Annotated in this window: 16 protein-coding genes; 4 read left to right on the top strand and 12 right to left on the bottom strand. The window is 57.4% G+C overall.

Features of this window, described 5'->3' with window-relative positions:
- Window positions 1-148 precede the first annotated feature (148 nt).
- Together C7964_RS17995 and C7964_RS17990 are read right to left on the bottom strand one after the other, a co-directional pair.
- Complete coding sequence (locus C7964_RS17995; RefSeq protein WP_110280969.1) at window positions 149-1417, bottom strand: Y-family DNA polymerase; 1269 nt, start codon at window positions 1415-1417, stop codon at window positions 149-151.
- Window positions 1414-1848 (bottom strand): LexA family protein, encoded by a 435-nt coding sequence (locus tag C7964_RS17990; protein ID WP_110280968.1) that lies wholly within the window; start codon window positions 1846-1848, stop codon window positions 1414-1416. Before C7964_RS17990 ends, C7964_RS17995 begins: the two co-directional genes overlap by 4 nt.
- Before the next feature lie 307 nt (window positions 1849-2155).
- On the opposite strand from C7964_RS17990, the gene C7964_RS17985 reads away from it, so the two are divergent.
- Window positions 2156-3103: a DMT family transporter gene (locus C7964_RS17985; RefSeq protein WP_110280967.1), complete on the top strand. Its 948-nt coding sequence runs from the start codon at window positions 2156-2158 to the stop codon at window positions 3101-3103.
- A 104-nt stretch (window positions 3104-3207) separates the two neighbouring features.
- Here the strand turns inward: C7964_RS17985 and rarD are convergent, their stop codons facing one another.
- From rarD to C7964_RS17940, 9 genes are all read right to left on the bottom strand, one after another.
- Entirely contained in the window at window positions 3208-4131 is a 924-nt protein-coding gene (gene rarD, locus C7964_RS17980; protein WP_110280966.1) for an EamA family transporter RarD, read from the bottom strand.
- 280 nt (window positions 4132-4411) lie between these two features.
- Window positions 4412-7585, bottom strand: coding sequence for a DUF3427 domain-containing protein (locus C7964_RS20050; protein WP_181417237.1), 3174 nt, complete (start codon window positions 7583-7585; stop codon window positions 4412-4414).
- Complete coding sequence (locus C7964_RS17970) at window positions 7582-8172, bottom strand: class I SAM-dependent methyltransferase (protein WP_110280965.1); 591 nt, start codon at window positions 8170-8172, stop codon at window positions 7582-7584. Before C7964_RS17970 ends, C7964_RS20050 begins: the two co-directional genes overlap by 4 nt.
- A gap of 241 nt (window positions 8173-8413) precedes the next feature.
- On the bottom strand, window positions 8414-8785 hold the full coding sequence (locus C7964_RS17965) for a helix-turn-helix domain-containing protein (RefSeq protein ID WP_110280964.1): 372 nt from the start codon (window positions 8783-8785) through the stop codon (window positions 8414-8416).
- A 138-nt stretch (window positions 8786-8923) separates the two neighbouring features.
- Window positions 8924-9631, bottom strand: a complete 708-nt coding sequence (locus C7964_RS17960; RefSeq protein WP_181417236.1) for a hypothetical protein — start codon at window positions 9629-9631, stop codon at window positions 8924-8926.
- Window positions 9628-10644, bottom strand: coding sequence for a helix-turn-helix domain-containing protein (locus tag C7964_RS17955; RefSeq protein ID WP_110280963.1), 1017 nt, complete (start codon window positions 10642-10644; stop codon window positions 9628-9630). The genes C7964_RS17960 and C7964_RS17955 overlap by 4 nt, the downstream gene beginning before the upstream one ends.
- A complete protein-coding gene (locus tag C7964_RS17950) occupies window positions 10641-11093 on the bottom strand; it encodes a VRR-NUC domain-containing protein (RefSeq protein ID WP_110280962.1) in 453 nt (150 codons plus the stop codon). Before C7964_RS17950 ends, C7964_RS17955 begins: the two co-directional genes overlap by 4 nt.
- Window positions 11090-11368 carry a hypothetical protein gene (locus C7964_RS17945; RefSeq protein WP_110280961.1) on the bottom strand — a complete coding sequence of 93 codons (279 nt, stop codon included), beginning with the start codon at window positions 11366-11368 and terminating at the stop codon, window positions 11090-11092. Before C7964_RS17945 ends, C7964_RS17950 begins: the two co-directional genes overlap by 4 nt.
- Window positions 11365-11622 carry a helix-turn-helix transcriptional regulator gene (locus C7964_RS17940; RefSeq protein ID WP_110280960.1) on the bottom strand — a complete coding sequence of 86 codons (258 nt, stop codon included), beginning with the start codon at window positions 11620-11622 and terminating at the stop codon, window positions 11365-11367. The genes C7964_RS17945 and C7964_RS17940 overlap by 4 nt, the downstream gene beginning before the upstream one ends.
- Before the next feature lie 560 nt (window positions 11623-12182).
- Here C7964_RS17940 and C7964_RS17935 point away from each other — a divergent pair.
- Window positions 12183-13484 carry a tyrosine-type recombinase/integrase gene (locus tag C7964_RS17935; protein WP_110280959.1) on the top strand — a complete coding sequence of 434 codons (1302 nt, stop codon included), beginning with the start codon at window positions 12183-12185 and terminating at the stop codon, window positions 13482-13484.
- Here C7964_RS17935 and C7964_RS17930 read toward each other — a convergent pair.
- Complete coding sequence (locus C7964_RS17930) at window positions 13465-14076, bottom strand: hypothetical protein (protein ID WP_110280958.1); 612 nt, start codon at window positions 14074-14076, stop codon at window positions 13465-13467. The genes C7964_RS17935 and C7964_RS17930 overlap by 20 nt on opposite strands.
- A 197-nt stretch (window positions 14077-14273) precedes the next feature.
- Between C7964_RS17930 and C7964_RS17925 the strand changes: the two genes are divergently transcribed.
- The gene (locus C7964_RS17925) at window positions 14274-15266 is read left to right on the top strand and encodes a helix-turn-helix transcriptional regulator (RefSeq protein WP_110280957.1); all 993 of its coding nucleotides are present in this window, start codon (window positions 14274-14276) and stop codon (window positions 15264-15266) included.
- Window positions 15267-15533: 267 nt separating this feature from the next.
- Window positions 15534-16604, top strand: a complete 1071-nt coding sequence (locus tag C7964_RS17920) for a sodium-dependent bicarbonate transport family permease (protein ID WP_110280956.1) — start codon at window positions 15534-15536, stop codon at window positions 16602-16604.
- Window positions 16605-16745 lie beyond the last annotated feature (141 nt).

The following is a 16745-nucleotide window of genomic DNA, read 5'->3' as shown; positions in this document are numbered from 1 at the left end:
TTTATTTTCCCGGCTGACCAAACTGGCTTCGAAGTGGATTCCCCGGTGAAAAAGCCACGCGCTAGCGAAATGGCGCGCCAAGCCCCCCCGTATACGGATCAGGCCGGGGAGGAACCATGGGACGGGGGGTGAGCCCGATGCTCATGCGTCATCTCACCACTGGCAGATCCGAGATCCGCGTTGTGTAGCGTGGGCTGCGGTGATTTGCGCGCAACTGCCAGGAGCGCGACGTCCCCTCGCTGCCCAGAACCAAGGTCTTCTTGCCGAACCGGGTGTTCACAGCATCAAGCGCCGTCATCAATGCTGGTGACCCCTTCGGCACATCGAAGAGCGTCCTTGGGCGATCTTCTAATGGCAGCAGATCGTCCAGCATAATGCCCGCCTTGGTGAAGCCGTATGTCTGAGCATCAACCTTTGGCCAAGCAGCCATGGCGCACCGTTTGGCTGCAGCGACCAGTTCAAGCGTGTCCGAGGACATCGGAGTCAGACGAGTGGAGCGCGATCCTGCATACTGCGGCCGATCAGAGCGATGTCGGTTTGTGTGGAAGAAGACGGTGAGAGTCCCGGCCACCAGCCCGTGTGTCCGCAGCTTTTCAGCTGCGCGTGTTGCATGGGCAGTGAGCGCTTGGAACAATGTGTCGAAGTCCTTCATCGGCACGCCGGAGGACCGTGTGACGGCCATGCCCTTTCGCTGCGGTTCTACGTCATCAAAAGCAATGCAGGGCTCTCCTTGCAACTCCAGAACTGTTCGTTCCAGTACCACCGTGCCTAGCGCGCGCGCCTGGCGCAGCGGCATGTCACGCAATTCCGCCGCAGTGCCAATGCCAAGCCCCTGAAGTTTCGCGGTGGTCTTCCGGCCAATGCTCCAGATGTCCCCAACCGGAACAAGTGGTAACAGCCAAGACCGCAGTGTCGGATCCATCAGATCGAGCACGCCTGCAAAGATCGGGTTCTTCTTGGCGATATCATTGGCGCATTTGGCAAGCGTCTTGGTTGGCGCAATTCCAACCCGGACTGGCACACCCACGCGGCGCAGCACGTCGCGTCGCATCGCCCCTGCGTGAATGGTGCGATCCTTGAAACCCCCAAAGTCCAGAAAGCACTCATCAATTGAGTAGATTTCGACGTTTGGCGTGTAATCCTCGTAGACCTCGACCACGCGGCGGCTGATGTCGCCATAAAGCGTGTAGTTAGATGAAAATACTTTGACGCCATGCGCTGAAATCTTGTCGCGGATAAGATGCAGTGGTTCACCCATCTTGATGCCCAGCGCCTTGGCCTCGTCACTGCGCGCAACGGCACAGCCGTCGTTGTTGGACAGAACGATCACCGGCACGCCGTTCAGGGTTGGGTCAAAGATCCGCTCGGCGCTGACATAGAAGTTTGCGCTGTCGCTAATCGCGATCGGCCGCGTCACGCCAGATCGTACCTTCGCACCACGCCGGCGATAACGCCCCAAATCTCACTGTCCTCAGTAAGTTCGATATCCGGAAAGGCCTCCTGGCTGTTGGCTGTTGCAAGGAAGTACTTACCATCACGTTTGCGCAGGATCTTTGCAGTCACAGCCCCTTCGACAACGGCGAGCACTGCACGGCCAAGGCGCCGCTTACCAGCGCGGTCAACGGCAATGATGTCACCATCTCGAATCCCTACGTCCCAAAGGCAATCGCCTTCGACACGCCACCAAAAAGTAGACGCGGGATGCCGCACCACCCATGCGATGGGATCAATTTCATCCTCAAGGTCATCTCCTGCCGGTGACGGAAAGCCGGCACTGACGCGCGGCAACGCAACTGGAATGACATTGGTCTCTGCCACGATGGGGGTGTCTATCGGAAAAACTGGCATCTGCGATTCTCCACATGTTCACTCTATGTTCCGCTGATCAACTATTTGATAGGTCGGTGTCAAGAAATGCAGGTCATGTCTTCAGCAGTCTAGGTGGTCAGGCCTTCAGGTTGTAATGATCGACCAAGAACGCCTGGAACACACCTGTTCAGGATAATGGGTTCCAGTCGGACGCATCTGAAGGACGTCGACCTGCCAAAAACGTGGACCAAAGCATGTGGGGCATATCTGTGATAGCCCCTTTGGTGCTACCAATTGTCGTAAACGCAATAGACGCGAATTTTATCGCACCGTTATTTTGAGCGTTATGACAACCTCATCCTCCTACACCCCCTCGACGGATCGCATCCTTGCCGGTGTGGTCCTGATGCTGGGATTTTGCATCACCGCCCCCTTGCTGGATGTTGCGGCAAAGCTGGCATCGGACAGTATACCCGTGGGACAGATCACCGCCGCACGCTTCATCGTACAGTGCGCGCTGATGGCACCGTTTGTCTGGATCTTGGGGCTATCGTTGCGGGTAGCGCGGAGGCAATGGCTGGCGCTGTTGTTGCGCGCGGTTCTTTTGCTTGCGTCAACGTTCTGCTTTATCGCCGCGATCCGCGTCATGCCGCTGGCCGATGCGCTGGCGATTGTGTTTGTGGCCCCGTTCATCGTGCTGTTGGTAGGAAAACTCTACCTGGGCGAAGATGTCGGGCCCCGCCGCGTTGGGGCGGCGATGGTGGGCTTTGTGGGTGTCCTGTTCGTTATCCAGCCCAGTTTCGCCGCCTTTGGCGCGGTGGCATTGTTTCCGCTGGGCACGGCGGTGGGATTCGCGTTGTACATACTTGTCACACGCGGGCTGTCGCGGCGGATGCATCCCGTTACCCTGCAATTCCACACCGGCCTGATCGCCAGCCTGCTGTGTCTGCCGGTAATGATAATGGCCCAAGGCACGGGGGCCGAACTGCTTGATCCGGTCAGGCCCGAAGGGGTTGCGTGGCTCTGGCTGCTAGGTGTCGGGTTCTTCGCCACACTGAGCCATATGATGATGACCTATGCGCTTTCGCTCGCGCCATCAGCCACACTTGCGCCACTGCAATATCTGGAACTGCCGGTAGCAACCCTGCTGGGCTATCTGGTCTTCAGCGATTTCCCCAACGCGCTGACGCTGACGGGCATCGGCATCATCATCGGCGCAGGTCTTTATATGATCCACCGCGAAAGGGTCACCGCGCGCCAGTTGATCACCGAGCGCGCCGCTCCTCCGATCTGAGGGGGCGATAGGCTTAGTGTCCTGATGCCTGATGCACGGCTTGATGTACTCACGGCCTTTATTCAAGGTCGCTGTGATCTGACGAGACCTGGAACATGCCCTCGTCACACTGGATCAGGCGTGACCATTTTGTGGTGCCTTTTGTGACGGGACTGGCGGATGAGCGAAACAGTGTAGATTACGAGTGCTGTCCAGATCATCGGAAAGGCGATCATCCGCGCTGTGCCAAACGGTTCGTCAAAGACGAAAACCGCGGTAAGAAAGATCATCGTCGGCGCGATGTACTGCAAGATGCCGATCGTCGAGAGCCGCAGCAATTTTGCCCCGGTGGCGTAGATGATCAACGGCACCGCCGTCACCAGTCCCGCACTCAACAGCAGCCATGTATCCCGGGCCGATCCAGTACCAAAATGGCTGTTCCCGTTCATACTCGCCCAAGTGATGATCGCGAGCGCGGGTGGGGTCAGCAGTAGCACCTCGAGAAAGAAGCCCTGCGCAGGCCCAATAGGGAGGCTCTTCTTGAAATAGGCGTAGAGCCCCCAACTAAACGTCAGGCCTAGCGCCGCTATCGGTATCTGACCTGCCGCGACCGTTAATACTATGACCGCTACTGCCGCCAGCGCGATTGCGAAAAGCTGCGCTCCGCGCGGCCTTTCGCCGAGCAGCAGTGCACCGAGTGCGACGCTAAAAAGCGGATTGATATAATAGCCAAGTGCAGCATCAAGAGCATGCCCCGATCCAATCGCCCAAACGTAGACTCCCCAGTTGATCGAGATCAGCGCGGCAGTCACCGCTGCCATACCCAGCGTGCGCGGGCTGGAAAGAGCTGCGCGGATATCGGCTGTGCGCCGCATCGCGAGCAGGATCACGGCGGCAATCGGAACCGACCAGATCACCCGGTGTGCGATCACTTCGATCGGTGGCACATGGGCAAGAGCTTTCATATAAAGCGGCAGAAAACCCCACATGACATAAGCCGTCACAGCGAGACCAAGACCGCGAGGGTCGTCTTCATTCGTCGCCGTCATGATGTGTTTCCTCGCCTGCGCTACTGGTTCTTCTCAGCCAATAGCCAAGTGCTGCAAAATGCGCCACCTAAGGAAGCGTAGTACCAGCAGTTTTCTAACCGACAGGGCGGACTCCTGACATTCTCTGCTTCCGCGAACAAGGAAGGCCGACAAACTGAAAGTCGACAGTCACTTGGTGCTGTCTTTGGCTTTGTCGGGAGAGGAGCAGTGAGTGCCTAATCATGTTCGATGTTTAGGATGCTTGGATTTGCGTTTCGCGTAAATATCAAAAACTGAAATACTATGAAATTCCGTATAGTTGTCTCAGTGTTATTGGAACGTCGCTTTCTAAATCCCACTGCACCGTTATGGGCGCGTCGCCCTCCCATCCGGCGAAGCGCACCGGGCCAGCATATCTGAAGGGTGCTGCGCGGCCGTCGCGCAGTTTAGATTTCCTTAAGAACAGGTGTACAGTCCAGTTGGGTTCCGCACCGGAGATGATGCGGCCTCGCAGGGACTCGCGACGGGTGCTGGTTTGGGTTTGCCAAACAAAGCGCGTCGGGCTGGCGAACTGATCTGTGTAGTGACTGCCGACGGACATGCTGCCCTTGTCCATCGTCACCAGCAGTACCATTGCCTGGGCCTGCTTTAGCATCACAATTCCGGCTTGCCATGATCCAGTATTGAACACAGCCTCAAAATGGGGTGCGATTTGGTCGCGTTTATACTCTTGCCAAAGTTCCAGTTCCTTGCCTGGTTGCGTAGGGCTGGAAGGCGCGTCCTCGGCGGCCTCGCTCAAGCTGATTCCCTCGGGCAAGTCATGGGCCATATCCTTTGCTTGGAAGTAACGCATTAGCCTCCAGTCCACGAGTTCCGACGCGAGCGTGGTCAGCGCATTGTTATCTGCTTCTGCGAAGGCGGTCTCAAAGGTTCCTGGTCCCAGGCGGAACCATTCTGTCTCGGCCAGGATCTTGAGGGGTTGCTGCATCATGACCGCGCGCAGCCGGGGTGTGTCATCGGGATCAACGCTCAGATCATTCTTGATTTGCGGATTACGGCGAGCCTGCCAGCCGATGCGGTCTACCAGATCATTCATGGCGATTTGGCCAGGGAAGGCGCCCGCCTCGATCATCGCACGTAGGACCAGCATCTTATAGCTACGCGTCATGCGGGTGGTCTCAATCTCGTCCAGTAGGGCGCGATGCGCGATCCAAGCGGCGCGCTGGCCTTCCGACAAGTCACCCATGTCGGCAACGAAACCGAGCCAGCCAGCATGCCCTGTTCGGCCTGGGTTGAAGCCCGCATGCTGGACCTCTGATGCCGTGGGTCTTGTTCCGTGGCGCTCTCGGAAGTCACGATAAAAGGCGGCGAGTTCCTCGCCATCTCTTGGCTGCCGGATTAGGGACCGGAGGATATCGAGCGACTGTAGATCATAGGTCACTTCGCAGCCTGCAGGGAATTGGATAAGCTTGTCCCCAAATCGCTCAAGTGCCAACCGTAGCGCGCCATCGCCTGCGCTCACCTGCAATAGCGTGCGCAGCTTGGTGAGGAAGATGCGGTGGTTGCCGATATAGTCGATGACTGCCAGGTGTGTCTTGTCGGCCGATCGGCGCAGGCCGCGGCCGAGTTGTTGCAGCCACACCACCGGACTTTCGGTTGGGCGCAACATCAAAACCGTGTCGATAGAGGGTACATCCACACCCTCGTTGAACATGTCGACTGCGAAAACGATATCGAGATCGCCATTCTCTAGGGCCTGCAACGCGCTGGCCCTGGGAGCAGAGGTGTCTCCGGAATGGACCGCAACCGCGCGTAGCCCGCGGTCTTGTGCGAAATTTGCCATGAAATCGGCGTGTCGGCGGGAAACGCAAAAGCCGATTGTCTTACTTCCGCCGCGCTTGGCGAGTTGTTCGAGTACGTTCTCGGCACGAGCCTGAGTGGCGACGGCTTCGGTGAGAGCTGCCTCGTCGAAACGCCCACTGCGCCACGGGATCTGGGCGTATTCAACTGGGTCGGGCACACCGAAATAGTGAAACGGCGCCAGCAAGTCCCTTTCGATCCCCGACCAGAGATCGCACTCGTAGACAAGGTTTTCTTCACATAAGCCCAGCAGGTCGCCGCCATCGCTGCGGTCTGGTGTGGCAGTCAGGCCTAACAAGAACCCGGGCTCAAAATAATCGATGATGCGTCGATAGGTGGCGGCAGCGGCGTGGTGGAATTCGTCCACTACGATGTAATCGAAGGCGCGCGGGTCAAAAAGGCTCAGATGCGCGCTGCGTGCAAGTGTCTGAACCGAGGCGAAGACAATGTCAGCCTCAGTGTCCTTCTCTTCACCGCTGTAGCGGCCAAGCCGGGCGCTGGGCCGGATCGCGCGGAAAGCGGCCATCGCTTGGGTCAAGATTTCTTCGCGGTGTGCTACGAAAAGGACGCGGCCTGCAGTTGCGCTGTCAAAGGCAGCCAGGAAGGTCTTGCCCAGGCCAGTGGCCAGCACCACAAGCCCAGCGCCGTAGCCCTTTGCACGTGTTGCGCGCAGCGCCTCAAGTGCTTCGGTCTGAACTTCGTGCGGGGTAGGCGCTACTTCCGGCAATTCCTCGGTTACGCCTGTAATAGTGGCAAGCGGTGGTATGCGCCGTTCTTCATAAGCGTCAATCCAATCGTGAGTCAGTGCGGTGACCTCTGGCCTTTCCAGCAGCGTATCGAAGGCATCACGGGCGGCACGTAACGGCGTCGGGTCGACCGAGTCCACATGACGCAGGTTCCATTCGATCCCGTGGGTTAGAGCCGAACGTGACAGGTTCGATGATCCCACGATTAGAGCGCCACCTTCACTAGCGAAGGTGAACATCCATGCCTTGGGGTGGAATGGTATCTGTTTTGCTTGGAAAATATGCAGCTGTCGGGTGCCTTCCAGATCTGCAATAAGCCTTAAAGCTGCGGGTTCTGTCACGCTTAAGTAGTCGCCTGTTAGCAACCTGAGCTGTCCGCCACGATCCAGCAAGTCTTGCAAATGTGGTAAGATCAGCCGAACGCCTGATGTCATCAGAAACGACACCGTCAGGTCGACCGCGTGGGCTTGGTCAATCAGTGGGCGTAGGTGAGTCTGGAGCGCGTCGTCACCGCCAGAAATCAATGGTCGGTCATGGGGCATGCCTGGCAATGGGCCGGTCGTCGCTAGTGGGGGATCAAGCCGGAGATGAACATGCCCTGAGCTTTCAATGAGTGTCACACGGGCAGCCGCATTGGCTGTTTCGAGCAATGCTTGAGCTTGGCCGATCCGTGCCGCTAGAGCAGCCTGCTCGGCTGCTTTGAGGTCTCGCCAGCGGAAAACATGATGGCGCGGCGCAAGCACAAGCCCAGCGCCCTGACGGATCAAAATGACCTGAGCGTCGCATTCCACGACCGCGCTAGCATCGGCGGTGCAAATGAGGCAGGAATTATTGTGAACCTGGGTTCCTGAATCTGATCCAACAGTCAAATCTTATTCACCAAAGCGTTTACCCAAACCTCTGATTTGCGATTTTGACGGCCGTCTTCGCTTTGCCAAACTGTAGGCTCATTCAAACCAGCACATCGGCCCAGGAGGGTAAATAGTCCTTCAACGGTCAGATCGGTAAATCGACGTCCGTCTTTAATTCGCTCACGGCTGCCCTCTTTGAATGACAGGTACATTGCACCTCCAGACGTTAGATGGGCTGCTAGCCGCTCGATGACCCAAGGTAAATTGGCCTCCTCCACATGTAAAAGCGAAGCACACGCCCAAATGCCCTCGAAGTCATGCTCCCACGTGAAGTCTTCAAACCGCATCAATTGGGTCGGTACGCCGGCGTACTCCTGTGTAGCCTCAACCATTGAGGCTGAAGCATCGAAAGCCTCAACTTTATAGCCCAGGCGTCGAAAGGCGCGCGCGTCCCGTCCAGCACCTGAACCTGCATCAAGAATCCTAGCGGAAGTCCCTTCGACTATTGGCAACGCAGCCAAAAACCTGCGTTGCATATCTGACATATCTACGTGCCGAGTATCCGAGATAAAGGCTTCAGCATTGTCTTCGTAGAATGTGGTCATAGGGCGCCCAACTCAATTTTTTGCGCGGCGCCACCGCCAAGTCGCATATAAAGTCCAAAAGTAGACAAGGTTGGCTTTTCAATAAAGTGAAGCATTGACAAAAATCTACGCGCGTCTTGCACTTACCTTTAGTTTCAATTCAAGCTCAAACCCTCATGCCACATAGCCGTATGTGTTTCAAAAGCGCAATGCCGCTCAATATCACGCGCCATTCGCGTGTAGGAGTGCTATCAAGGGGTAATCAAGCGTCTTCGCCCAAAGCTTGAGTGAGCTGTAATACGTGAGAGCGTTGCGTTTCTGGTATCGCATAGTAGGCACGCAAAACCTTCAATGCCTCCGGATTATTCAGAATATCGTGAGGCAGATCTGACTTCGTCGAGCGGACCTTATTTTGGGCGTCCAGTCCTTCAAAGAAAAAAGATACAGGCACGTCTAGAACGTTAGCGATGTCCCATAGGCGTGATGCGCTGACACGGTTCTTACCAGTTTCATATTTTTGCATCTGCTGGAACTTCACACCAACCTGATCAGACACTTGCTGCTGGGTTGTGTTCAGTAGTAGCCGGCGCTGTCGAATGCGCTTTCCTACGTGGACGTCAACGGGATGGCTCATCTATTGTTTTCCTTTCTTCAATCATCGTTCGTCGTTTTTGACCAAAAAATGTATCGGCCCACTGGGTGCTTGAGCGCAATCTATCTTTCGGTTTAAAGTTGTCACCCGGTGGTAGCTTCAACCATGAGTATGCCCGGGTCAAAGACTTGGCGACACAGGCTTGGACTGCTTTCGGTACCCCCATGGTTTCGCCTTTGGCATCACTGCCGCCACCTCCACCTCCCTCAACATCCCGCCAGCGACCAACCCATCGCGCACCCAGTCCAATGCGGCCCACCAGTCGTTATAGCCACGTCGCGCGGATGTAATCTGCTCGGGGTGCGGCCTGAATATCACCGGACACGCGCGGACTTCCACGTCACGCCACTTTCCACTGATTAGGGTGCGCTCTGTGCCAACGACCACGCTGACAGCACGATCACCATGCCGGTTGCGCTTAATGTCTACTGGCACGCAACGCGGCACCGCACCGGGCATCCAGTCAGGAGTCATCCCGGCCCTTGCAAGCTCTGTGACGCGTAGTGCCATGCGTATCCCGCCCAAGCTGTCGGGCAGTCCGGCCACGGTCGCTGCAATTACCTCGGCGTCCGGATGGGTGTAGCTGCCCATCTTGTACTGCCCGCCATCCACCTTGCAACCTAGGATGGTGCGCTGCATCAGAACATATTCCAACCCGAAGCCACGACTTTCCTCCTCGGCGTCCTGTCTCGGTGGCAGTTCAAGCTGGGCTTTCTCGACCCTGAAGGCCCATTCGAGGGCTGCCTGCACGCCCAGCGCGCGTTTCGGCTTGCCGCCTGCGCTGGGCTGTACCCGCATGCGGGGCAATCTGCGATCAAATTTGCTCATAGCACACCCCGCATCTGGAGGCGTTCCAGGGTGACGAGTCCGCGTTCCAGCATCAATCCGCATGTCGCAGTGCTGATCATGTTTTGGGGCAGGTATTCGTCTGAGTTCACCTTGGCTGCATAGAACGCAGCCGTTTCATCGGGACTGGGCAGTGGCTTGCTTTGGGATTTTGTGCTGCGCTTAGCATTCAGATAATTGGCCGCAGGCTGCGCATCACGCCGTACCGCCCGTTCCATTGCCCGATCAAGCGCCTTGGGGCCATCTGGTGGGGCACGGTGCGCTTCGCGGCTCTCGCGAGCTACGGCAAGGATCCGTTTCTGCGACATGCCTAAATCATCGATCCAGCGCTGGACGTGTTGCCGTGCTGGCCAGCCCTGCCACCAGGCGGGCAATGCGCCGTCGCCATCGAAGCCCAGCGCTTGCAGCAGGTCACCAAAAAAATCATCAAAACTGGTTTCGCGCCCGCGCGCATCCTCCTCCTCCTTTACTGGTTCCCTTAAAGGTTCTCTTACAAGGTTAGTGTCCGGATTCCGGACACGGCTTTGGCCATTTTCCGGACACGGGTCGGGGTCAAAATCGGACACGGGTCTTGCGTCAATCCCGTGTCCCGTTTTCGGACACGGGTCCTGCTGATCGGCCACTTCTGCGCAGATCACCTGGTCCCCTGACACTGTCCCATCGAATGGCAATGCGCCGTGTCCGGTTTCCGGACACGGGTTCGGATCATGCGGGGCAAAGCCAGGTTCGAACCCCAAGATGTAGCGTGTTGGCATCTGCCGTTTGGTCACGGGGTGAATGCGTGGCACACGGCGCAACAATCCCGCCGCTTCCAGCTGACCTAGGTGATCATTCAAGGTCGAGCGACTGATCTCGCAATCATGCGCTAGCCGCGCTTGGGAGGGGAAACAGCCGTAGTCGGGATTGAAGCGATCACACAAATGCCAGAGCACGATCTTGGTGGTGGGCTTGAGCCCGCGGCGCTGGATCGCCCAGTTGGTGGCGGCATGGCTCATTGGGTGACCCTCCGCGCCGAAGGACCGGTACCATCGTGGCGTGCCCCTGCATCGCGCGGGGCGTCCGGTGTACTGGTTTGCACGACCCGCGTTGTGAATCCGTGATCCGCCAGCGCGCCCAGCGCATCGTCAAGGCTGCGAACCAGCGCCCAGCCAAAGCCTTGCGCCAAGATGGCATCGCGAAACGCCTCCTGCGCAGGGCTGAGACGACCCTTCTGAGACTTCAGCTCCAAAAACAGCACGCGCCCACCGCAGAGCACAATGAGATCGGCAAAGCCGGGATATACGCCCATACCAACCAGGATCGCCTGACGTTTGGCGCCCCGCAGGCCCGCTTCAGTCACCTCATTGACACAGTGATGCACGATCGCCCCCTTGGGGAGGGCAAAGCGCAAGGCGACCACAACAGCGCGCTGCAGATCTGCCTCGGGTGTTCCGCGCCGCTTCATCGCTCCACCTCCGGATCCTGGTTGTGATGATTGCCGCGCCCCGGGGTCTTGGCCTCCAGCACGACCAGAAGAATACGAGCGTCCTCACGTTCCTCGGGTGTCTCGCCATGGCGGACCAGCACATTGCAGGCGATGCGTAGCAGATGGTCGGAATGGTTGATGACGTCAGCCACGACGATGCGGGCCTCGCGCCGCCGCTCGTCAATCCAGTCCGCGCGCACCTCATCGCGTTCAGCGCGCCGGCTCCGTTGCCGGAAGGGCAGGGGGATACTCATCGGCGTGCCCCCCGACGCCCGCGGCGAAGGTCTGCCGCTTCTTGGTCTTCCAGCCATTCAATGACGGCGCTGCGGCGGTAAAAGATCTTGCGACCTGCGCGAATGCAGGGCGGCCCCCAGCGCGCTAATGTCCAGCGCCTTAAGGTCGCTTCAGTGACCTCGAGTTCTTGGGCAAGATCGGCGCGGCTGATCCAACCGGTCAGCAGAGCCCGCGACGTATCCCGCCCTCCTTTGGCGTTTATGATTTCATGCATGTGATGTCTCCAGTGTGATGGCCCGAAGGTGGGCAAATGCTGAAAACCATTCACGCACATCGCTGGGGGTGGCAGGGAGGCACGGGGTGGCACGCAAACCGCCACCCTCGTGCCACCCCATGTTTTATTAGGTTTTCTTTGCATTCCGGTAAGGCGGCGGCAGGTTTCGCGCCATTGCAGCAATCGGGCTGATATGCGGATTCGTATGCACAAGTGCATAAACCGCTACATAGGCAGGCTTTCGCGCGCGTTCGCGTGCAAACAGGGGGTGGCAACGTGCATAAACGCGTGCCACCCCCATATTTTATTGAAAATTGTGCCACTATCGTCCGGCTTTGATTGTGATTTTGGAGTTCAAAGGTGCTTTCGGGCCAAAATCATAATGGGCGCCGCACCGACCGGAGACCGGCCCAGCGCGCAATTCCCCAATAAAACAGGGGGTGGCACCATAGTGTCTCCGGCGTGCCACCCCACGCCTCCCTGCCACCCCCTGCGCCATGCTCTGCTTGATAAGGTGCGCGATCTACGCGTCATGACAGGACCAAGAGAGAGGTTTAGGGATGGTGAACAGACAGAAACTTACAGAAGCGGTTGTGCGCGAGGCCGCGCCCACCGAGGGCCGAGATTACCAGATTTTTGACACAGAGGTGCGCGGCTTTGCTGTTTGCATCTATCGCGGCGGTGGTCGTGCTTTCACGCTTGATTACCGCTATGCAGGCAGGCAGCGCCGGATGACCTTTGGCCGCTGGCCTGAATGGAGCGTGTCGGCGGCACGCACACGCGCGAAAGCACTACGACGGGATATTGATGCCGGAGGGGATCCTCTGGCGAACCGCGACGCCCTGCGCGAGGCACCACGGATCACGGATCTGATTGCGCGCTACAGTGATGTGCACCTGACGCATCTGGCCAAGCTCAACGCGGCTGATCAGCGATCAATGATGGCAAAGTTCATCGCACCGGCTTGGGGCCGGATGCTGGTGACCGAGGTCAGCGCGTATGATGTGGAACTGCTATTGAACAAGGTCGCCGAGGGACGCGCGCGGCCCGCCAAGGCCAACCCCAATAATCGCGCGCGCAAGCTGCAAGGGTCCAAACCCACGCCGGTACGCGCCAACCGGGTGGGTGAGGTGGTCCGCAAGATGTTCGCCTATGCCGTTAAATGGGGGTGGCGCGAGGATAACCCCGCCATGGGGTTTCGCCGTCGCATGGAGACACCGCGCGAGCGATATCTGTCACAAGAGGAAATCGCACGCCTTGCCACAGCGCTGGATGGGGCAGAAGACGCGCGGGCTGCGAACGTCATCCGGATGTGCATGCTGACCGGGGCCCGTGTGGGGGAGGTCCGTCAGGCGCGTTTTGAGGATTTCAACCTCGAACATCTGTCGTGGACAAAACCTGCAACCACGACCAAGCAACGGCGCGTACACCGCGTGCCGATCTCCGAAGAGGCTGCTGTGATTGTGCGCCAGCGCCTTCAGGCTGTCTATCCTGGCTGCCCATGGCTGTTCCCCGGCGACACGCCGGGCCACCCTGTGCAGGAGGTCCGGCGGTTCTGGAAGCGCATTCAGAGAGAGGCCGACATCGAAGATGTCCGCATCCATGATCTACGCCACACCTTTGCATCATTGTTGGTCAGCGGGGGTGCTTCACTCGAAATGATCGGCAAGCTGCTGGGTCATAGCCAGATGCAGACGACCCAACGCTATGCGCACTTGATGGACTCGCCACTGCGCGCAGGCGTCGATGCGGTGGCCAGCGTCTTCAAGCCCAAGCCCCGCCTTGTCCACGACGCAGACACGTCTTCGGCAACGACGGCCCCGCACAGCAACCCCGACGCAGTCACCGCTTCGGCCTCTTGAACTTCAAGGCATCAAGAATGGGTTTGAGCCGTCGACGTATCGAGCGTTCATCAGGGAAGGTGCCGTCTTCCGATTGCGCGGAGAACCAGTCTTGAAGTTCGCGGACCCATGCGCCTTGCGAGGCGGGCAACCCTTCTTCGAACACGCGACGCGTGATTTCGACATGCATTGCTGACCAGTCATAGTCGCCTTCCTCGCTCAGCCCAGCGCCTTCGGCAATCCGACCGAAAAGATTATGTGCGTCCTCGAAAAGCTGAAGATCTTCGCCCAGGATCATGACGTCCCCGATCGAGACGGCGACGCCGACTTCAGGTGCGCTGATATACAGCCACTCTTTTTCCTCGAGTGGGCGAATGCGCTGAAGATGCGCGGATTGTGGTCCCGTTCCGCAGCGGCGGAATATGGGAATGATATCCATTGGTCGGATTTGCACCATCCCGCCAGCGCGCTTGCCATCACATTCCACGGGTGGGATCCCTGTGACGATCCTCAATGATCCCATGTCAGCCCAGCCGGCGATGTCAGATATCGTGCAGCCCCAGCGTGCGGCAGCTTCGTGGATAGTGTAGAAAACACGTTGCGGTAAACTCATCAGCAGCTTCCTTTGCCTTTTTGCCGTGACGAGCCAAGCAGGCCTCTCCAGCGGCAAATTTCCATTTCAATCTGAGGCTTGCTAACCACTTACAGACATATCACCGATGACGATTCGGCCTCGACGATTGATTGTAAACTGCCTATGGGGGCAGTCTCTTACCCCTTGTTGCTGCAACCGTAAAATAAGCTTTGCCCATGTCGTTCATTAAAGCAGAACAGCTCTACCGGATGGCTGAAATGGCCAACGCCCGCAGGCAGGGCATCTCATTGCGGCTCATCATGGAAGAATTCGAGGTTGAGGAGCGCACTGCACGCCGGATGCTGCGTAAGTTCGAAGACCTGTTCGGCGGTGTTGAGACCTGGGACGATCGTGACCGCCGCCGGTGGTGGTCGTTGCACGATGTGCCTTACATCCAGCACCGGGTTTTGAAGGAAAAGGAACTGGCGGCCCTTGATCTGGCGATTAGGCGGGCTGAGCGCAATGGCGCGCAGGACGAGGCAAAAGCACTGGAGACCGCCCGCGATCGTCTTGTGGCATCATACTCACGGCCCATGATGCACGGGGCAAAGAAATACTCAGAACTGCTGCTGCTGGCGAACGGCTTTGCCTCACGGCCAGGGCCAAGCCGAAAAGTGTCTGAGGAATATCTCAACCTATTGTTCACGTCGCTCCGCAGGCCGACGATGGTCGAGATCTTTTATCAAGGTGCGCGTGATCCGGCGCCCCGCAAGCGACTGGTCGAGCCTCACGCTGTGATTGTTGGCACGCGGCATTATCTCATTGCACGCAAAGCTGATGGCGACCGAGAATACCGGGAGTTTCGGTTTGACCGTATCTTCGAGATGCACGCAACCGTTCAGCCCTTTGAACGGGACCCGGATTTTGATGTTGAGCGCTACAGCGCGCAAGCTTTTGGATCGTTCTTTTCTGACTCGGAGCATGGACCGGTCCGCTGGCGTTTTACGCCCAGCGCAGCAGCAACTGCCCGCGAATTTCTGTTTCATCCGGACCAGGAGCTGACTGATCTGGAGGATGGCAGCCTCCTGGTCGAATTCACGGCCAGCGGCTGGTTGGAAATGGCGTGGCATCTGCTCAAATGGGGTAAGGCGGTAGAGGTTCTGCATCCGCCAGAGCTTAAGGAAATGCTGGAGCGGGTCAGGCGCGGCGAGGTGGATATCCTGCCGTGATGGTTCCAGAGGGCGTGAATTGGAGCTTCGCTGCAATGGCTTGGCACCTTCATCTGCAATGTGGAGGGCTCTCGTCATCGACCGAAGCAAGCTGGTGAGATTCTTAAATTGATCTACCAAAGCAGATGCGAATTCGCGAAGTAGCCAAGAAGAAGATCCCTTACATTCCCATTGTTCTATTTTTTAAATTGAAATGATTGAAATGATATATTTTTAACTTCAAGCCTCGTGCCCTATGTCGTTCTGGCAACACGCTAGGAGCTAGCAATGGAAATTATTGTAACGATCGCCGGCAGTTTCGTTGAGCAGCTACAAAAGCCGACACTGGCGTTCTTGATTGCGGGGATGCTGTTGGCTGCCCTTGGCAGTAAATTTGAAGTTCCGGATCCAGTATATAAGTTCATCGTCATCTTGCTGCTGCTCAAGGTCGGGCTGGGAGCAGGTATCTCGATCAGAGAGGCCGATTTATTTACGCTAATCATTCCCGCACTTGGTGCGGCTTTGGTTGGGGTGGCAATTGTGGTGTTAGGCAGTCAGACTTTGGCTCGGTGGCGTGGTGTCACACATGTGGACGGTCTCGCAACTGCGGGCCTCTTCGGTGCTGTCTCCGCATCGACCCTCGCGGCGGGGATGGCGGTTTTAGATGATAGCGGCATCATTTATGAAGGATTTATTGGCGCACTTTATCCATTTATGGATATCGCAGCTTTGGTAACCGCCATCTTGATGGCGAAACTGTCAGCCGCCCGTAGGGCGCAGGTGGTGGGGTCTGGTGGTGGGGAGTTGGCAGTTCGCGTCTGTGGTGAGCAACATCTGCGCCGGTCCTCAAACAGCTCCAGCAATGCAGGTCTTGTGCGTGGTATTTTCGTCGAAACCTGCCGCAGCCCAGCGATATCGGCACTCCTGGCCGGTCTGGCTCTCGGTATTCTGTCACAACCTGACAAGGTTTTTCATGGGTTCTACGAGCCGCTGTTTCGTGGGCTTTTATCGGTCCTGATGCTGATCATGGGCATGGAAGCATGGAGCCGTCTCGCAGAGCTGCGTAAAGTAGCTCATGCCTATATACTGTACGGCATTACTGCGCCAATCATTCATGGCATGATTGGCTTTGTTTTTGGTATGATAGCCCACGAGTTGACGGGCTTTTCTGCCGGTGGTGTGGTTCTTATGGCTGTGATGGCTGCATCTAGCTCTGATATCTCTGGGCCCCCTACATTGCGCGCGGCTTTACCTGAGGCAAACCCTTCTGCTTATGTTGGTTCATCGACAGGCCTCGGCACCCCGGTTGCAATACTAAGTATACCGCTCTTTATAACTTTAGCAGAGCTGCTGATTTAGATGGCAGCCCAAGTTGACACAATATTGTGCACGAGTTGGCCATGTAACGGCGTTTGATGCCACTGACTTAATACGAGCCTGACATACCACCATCATCTTAGTCCATCATACTTTGTCACTCAGCTAGGAGTTCTTTGATGT

The organism is Loktanella sp. PT4BL, from assembly GCF_003201935.1.
Lineage (GTDB): Bacteria > Pseudomonadota > Alphaproteobacteria > Rhodobacterales > Rhodobacteraceae > Yoonia.
The sequence above is the reverse complement of the archived record's forward strand: the minus strand, read 5'-3'. Positions and strand labels throughout refer to the sequence as shown.